This window comes from Methylobacterium sp. E-005 (genome assembly GCF_022829725.1).
Lineage (GTDB): Bacteria > Pseudomonadota > Alphaproteobacteria > Rhizobiales > Beijerinckiaceae > Methylobacterium.
The window spans coordinates 1-3,137 of the sequence record NZ_JAKSYG010000259.1 but is presented as its reverse complement, the minus strand read 5'-3'; the positions used below and the strand labels follow the sequence as shown (position 1 = coordinate 3,137).

General features: G+C 62.8%; 7 protein-coding genes. All 7 read right to left on the bottom strand.

Going from position 1 to position 3,137, the window contains the following annotated elements:
• Positions 1–570: 570 nt before the first annotated feature.
• Positions 571–774 (bottom strand): hypothetical protein, encoded by a 204-nt coding sequence (locus tag MKK88_RS33585; RefSeq protein ID WP_244008152.1) that lies wholly within the window; start codon positions 772–774, stop codon positions 571–573.
• Positions 775–801: 27 nt separating this feature from the next.
• Positions 802–1,074 (bottom strand): hypothetical protein, encoded by a 273-nt coding sequence (locus MKK88_RS33580; protein WP_244008150.1) that lies wholly within the window; start codon positions 1,072–1,074, stop codon positions 802–804.
• Positions 1,075–1,115: 41 nt separating this feature from the next.
• Entirely contained in the window at positions 1,116–1,280 is a 165-nt protein-coding gene (locus MKK88_RS33575) for a hypothetical protein (RefSeq protein WP_244008148.1), read from the bottom strand.
• A gap of 250 nt (positions 1,281–1,530) precedes the next feature.
• On the bottom strand, positions 1,531–1,776 hold the full coding sequence (locus MKK88_RS33570) for a hypothetical protein (RefSeq protein ID WP_244008147.1): 246 nt from the start codon (positions 1,774–1,776) through the stop codon (positions 1,531–1,533).
• Positions 1,773–2,072 (bottom strand): hypothetical protein, encoded by a 300-nt coding sequence (locus tag MKK88_RS33565; protein ID WP_244008145.1) that lies wholly within the window; start codon positions 2,070–2,072, stop codon positions 1,773–1,775. The genes MKK88_RS33570 and MKK88_RS33565 overlap by 4 nt, the downstream gene beginning before the upstream one ends.
• Before the next feature lie 285 nt (positions 2,073–2,357).
• Positions 2,358–2,762: a hypothetical protein gene (locus MKK88_RS33560; RefSeq protein WP_244008143.1), complete on the bottom strand. Its 405-nt coding sequence runs from the start codon at positions 2,760–2,762 to the stop codon at positions 2,358–2,360.
• Positions 2,763–2,778: 16 nt separating this feature from the next.
• Positions 2,779–3,006 (bottom strand): hypothetical protein, encoded by a 228-nt coding sequence (locus tag MKK88_RS33555; RefSeq protein WP_244008141.1) that lies wholly within the window; start codon positions 3,004–3,006, stop codon positions 2,779–2,781.
• Positions 3,007–3,137 lie beyond the last annotated feature (131 nt).

The window sequence follows — 3,137 nt, the reverse complement described above, 5'->3', positions numbered from 1 at the left end:
AACTTAGATCCGGCGTGGTTAGCCGATGATCGCCCCAGCCGCCTTCGGGATAGTACATCAGCCCGGCGAACAGCGCGTACATTCGACCCTCCTAGCCCCTCTCCCCCGCCCTTGAAGACAAGGCCGCCCGGCAAATGCTGGAGCGGCCTTAATGCGTTCTTGGGGCCGGCGGATGCCCCCGCTTTCGAACTGGTCGTTCAATCCCGCCAATGTCGGGACAGCCAACCCCACACAAACCCGTCGATAACGAGCGCTGACCGTGTGTCTGCCTGCCAGCCCCAAATGACCATGATTGCGGTCGTGCAAGCGAGCATCGCCACGGTGCTGATACCGACGGCGGAAAGCTCTAAAATGACGCGTCGCCAGAAGCGGTTCTTCGGTAGCGCGATCATGGATACCCCTTAATCAAACCCTGCCCCCTCTGCTACTTCGGCCGCCGGACCCTCATGCTGTCGTGCCAGAAGCCTGACAGCCGCTTGGATCGCCAGCCGCGCCCCAAGCCCTTGAGACGGAAGGGCCGGCGGACGATGATCGACCTGATTTTCCGCGCCATGCGGTTGCCACCGGAACCTAACTCGCAGGCTTCATAGCCGCCGCGAACCGCTCCGCGTCGGCCAGCATCAGGTTGCCGATATGCTCGCCGGCCGGGTCGTGCAGCGAGCACGTCATGTGCGTCTTCGGATCGCCCCAGCGCAGGGACCAGCCGTTCGGAAGGTCGAGTCTATTGCGGAGCGGTGGCGGTGTAAGCGTCTGTTCCAACCGGGCTGTTTTCATCGTCATCTCCTGCCCCCTCCGCCCTATTCAGGCCGCGCCCGCGATCTTCGCCAGCAGCGCCGCGCGTTCGGCGTCAAGCCGTTCCGCGGCCCGGCGCTTGTGTCCGACCTCCACTCCGGCACGAAACTCAATCTCGCGCGCTTCACGCCGAAGCTGGCTCGCATCACGTTCCATGAGTTCAGCTTTTCGGGTCAGATACTTCGGATCGTCGGGGCCGGAAATCTTGGCGCAAGCCTTGGCCTGATCCCACCCGAAACACTCGTCGCGCTGCCACATCAGGCAGTATGAACAGACGCCCATCGGCCTCTCACCTCCCGAGTTCGACTTCTTTCCCCTCTGCCCTATCGGGCGGCGCGCAGCTCGTCGGCGGCGTGCAAGGCCGCTTCCATGGCGCCCCATTCGGTATCCTCGGGCTCTTCGTCGACCGTCGCTGTGCGGAGAGTTTCGCGCCATGCGGCGAGCGCCGCTTGCACTCGCGCGTCGTGCTGTTCGTTCGTCTCTTGCATCGGCTTCCCCTGTTCGACGGAGTTCCCGTCCGCCTATTCCGCTTCCCCCGCCCCCAACGCCCTCAACAGATCCCGTCCGGATTGCGTCAGGAACCACCGCATCTCCTTCGGCTTCGCCTTCGGTGGCCGAGCCTCCACGTAGCCGATGACTTCCAAGGCCTTCATCGCTGTTGGATGGGCTGAGATCCGTAAGCCGCCTGGATTGGCCTGGATGGCTCTGAGAGCTTCGAGATGACGGGGAGGGGTACGGTCAGATCTGCTCACCAACGCCGACGCCTTCCGCCTCGATTAGGGCCACGTTCTTCATCGCCGGAATGGCGATTGCCCTACGATCACCGGCCGGGAGCCAAAGGCCGTCGAGGCTGAGCATGGTTTTCGCGAAGGATCCCAAAGAGTCCTGCGTGACCGGCTCGCCGTCCGTCACCGGTACGATGCGCTCCAGAGTCTGCCCGCCAACGAGATAGATCCGCAGCCGGATTACGTCCTGTCGCATCACGTCTCCTCCCCTTGTGATAAGGCTGCGCGGCCGGCGGGGCTGACTGTCCAATCAAAATTCAGCTCAAACTCAGGTATATGCCCGTAAGGTCCATAGTCCCCGCCACCAAGTGATGCGCGGAGCGATCCAGAATACGGCTCAGCAGACAGCAGGCCAGCCCGCCACAGGCTTTCCATTTGTTCGCCGTCAACATCGCCGCTCGGTGTCTGCAAATAGCAGTACGGCATGAAGTTGCTGCCCGGGCGACAGGCGAGCCAACCGCCCTTAAGTGTCGAGAGCGACTTGAGCGCGTTCATTTGATCAGCGCTCAGCTTCCCGCCCCGTCCTACTCCTGCTGCATCTGAGGACATTCAGGGCTCCTGGGTGGGGGAGGGAGCAACTCGCCCGCACGTTCGGCAGACATCGCGAACGTAGGTGGCTGGTCGGCATGCTGCCAACGCCTTCGGCATGTCACCGAAGATCGTGTTTGAGAGTTCTGCGTGGGTCAGAACGCGAGCCGCGCCGTATGTGTAGCGAGCCTCAAACCGGCAGCCTCTGAACCACTTCCCGGCTCGCTGGCAATTGGGGTCAATACCCATCCCTCAAGCCTCCTCGGCAACAGAAGAGAGAGCGGCGAGCATCCGCTTATGGTCCCGAATGAGCCGATCAATCGCAGCGCGCTCCGCTGGCATGCCCGGCGGGACGTTTTGCGACAGCCACCGAAGGTCGCTGCCCGTCGTTTCGAAGCTTCCCAGCGCCTTCTCTGCCCGCTCTGCACGGGCGAGGGCGGCGGACAGATGCCGGAGGATCGTGACTTCGAGGGCGGATCGTTTGGCATATGCTAGCTCTTCGGCTCGGTTGCCGGATGTCGTCCCCGGTGGGACCGCCCCTTGCATGAAAGCCCAATGATGCAGGCTGTCGATCGCCTTCACGATCTCATCCGGCAGTCTCTCCGCTTCTGCAGCGGCAAGCCGGGTTCTTAGGGTATGGGTGTCTTCTGAGGACATGGGCTAGGATCCGGGGTTAGGCGGGGTCAGATACAAATTCGTCCCATGTCTCATTGCCGATAGCCCGCGTGAGCCGCAGGCTGATCCAGAGAGCCAGCAAGCCGAATGGCCACCAGACCCAGACGGCGAGGCAGATCAGGATCAGCAGCCATTCCGCATGGCCGATCGCGAGGGCCAGCGGCGACCGCAGCATATGAGCCACGATGAACTCCGTGTGCATCCAAGCGTCGGCAAGCTCGCTCATCATCTGTCTCCTCAGGTAAGAGAAGGGGAGGCGGGGTTAGGCGGACTGCTCAAGCGCAGCGCGCCCGTGCGGTGTGATCTGCCAGCCCCATTTGCCATCCTCACGCTGGTCGTAGCCGACTAGACCGAGCT

Excerpts from the sequence above, each read along its gene's own strand:
- MKK88_RS33580 (WP_244008150.1), bottom strand. The coding sequence starts at position 1,074 with ATGGGCGTCTGTTCATACTGCCTGATGTGGCAGCGCGACGAGTGTTTC.
- MKK88_RS33585 (WP_244008152.1), bottom strand. The coding sequence starts at position 774 with ATGAAAACAGCCCGGTTGGAACAGACGCTTACACCGCCACCGCTCCGC.
- MKK88_RS33565 (WP_244008145.1), bottom strand. The coding sequence starts at position 2,072 with ATGAACGCGCTCAAGTCGCTCTCGACACTTAAGGGCGGTTGGCTCGCC.
- MKK88_RS33555 (WP_244008141.1), bottom strand. The coding sequence starts at position 3,006 with ATGAGCGAGCTTGCCGACGCTTGGATGCACACGGAGTTCATCGTGGCT.
- MKK88_RS33575 (WP_244008148.1), bottom strand. The coding sequence starts at position 1,280 with ATGCAAGAGACGAACGAACAGCACGACGCGCGAGTGCAAGCGGCGCTC.
- MKK88_RS33560 (WP_244008143.1), bottom strand. The coding sequence starts at position 2,762 with ATGTCCTCAGAAGACACCCATACCCTAAGAACCCGGCTTGCCGCTGCA.